Here is a 1,086-nt window from a genome sequence, read left to right on the forward strand (position 1 = left end):
CAGCATCGATGTGCGCGGCAGCGTCGGCTATTACTGCGCCGGCATGAATGACGGCGGCACTATTACCGTGCACGGGTCGGCCGGACCCGGCGTCGGCGAGAACATGATGTCGGGCTCGATCGTGGTCAAAGGCGACGCCAGCCAGTATGCCGGCGCCACCGGCCGCGGCGGCCTGCTGGTCATCGAGGGCAACGCCTCCTCGCGCTGCGGCATCTCGATGAAGGGCATCGACATCGTCGTGCGCGGCAATATCGGCCACATGTCGGCCTTCATGGCGCAGTCAGGCAACCTGGTGGTGCTGGGCGACGCCGGCGATGCGCTCGGCGACTCGATCTATGAGGCCGGGCTTTTCGTGCGCGGGAAGGTCAAGAGCCTGGGCGCGGACTGCATCAAGAAGGAGATGCGGCCCGAGCACATCGCCCTGCTTCAGGACCTGCTCGACCGCGCCGGCATCAAGGATGCCAAGCCGGAAGAGTTCTCCCGCTACGGCTCGGCCCGTACGCTCTACAACTTCAACATCGATAACGCTGACGCATACTGAGGACGACCATGAGCTACCACAATCCTCCGACGACGCCGCGCAAGTCAGCGACCTTCGATGACTATGCGATCTCGGAAATCCGCCGCGCCGCCTCCACCGGCATCTACGACATCCGCGGCGGCGGCTCCAAGCGCAAGGTTCCGCATTTCGACGACCTTTTGTTCCTCGGCGCCTCGATCTCGCGCTATCCGCTGGAGGGCTATCGCGAGCGCTGCGACACCAGCGTGGTGCTGGGCTCGCGCCATGCCAAGAAGCCGATCGAGCTGAAGATCCCGATCACCATTGCCGGCATGAGCTTCGGCTCGCTGTCCGGTCCGGCCAAGGAAGCGCTCGGCCGCGGCGCCACGCTCGCCGGCACCTCGACCACCACTGGCGACGGCGGCATGACCGAGGAGGAGCGCGGTCATTCCAAGACGCTGGTCTACCAATACCTGCCGTCGCGTTATGGCATGAACCCGCGCGACCTGCGCCGCGCCGATGCGATCGAGGTCGTCGTCGGCCAGGGCGCCAAGCCCGGCGGCGGCGGCATGCTGCTTGGCCAGAAG

General features: G+C 66.1%; 2 protein-coding genes. Both read left to right on the forward strand.

All coding sequences use genetic code 11. The features are described from left to right. Positions 1-541 (forward strand): GXGXG domain-containing protein (locus EOA29_RS37435; RefSeq protein WP_127222460.1); only part of this gene is annotated, 541 nt, incomplete at its 5' end. An 8-nt stretch (positions 542-549) separates the two neighbouring features. Then, a partial coding sequence (locus EOA29_RS37440; protein WP_245468751.1) for a glutamate synthase-related protein occupies positions 550-1,086 on the forward strand: 537 nt, incomplete at its 3' end.

The sequence above is a fragment of the Mesorhizobium sp. M1E.F.Ca.ET.063.01.1.1 genome (assembly GCF_003998155.1).
Taxonomy (GTDB): Bacteria; Pseudomonadota; Alphaproteobacteria; order Rhizobiales; family Rhizobiaceae; genus Mesorhizobium.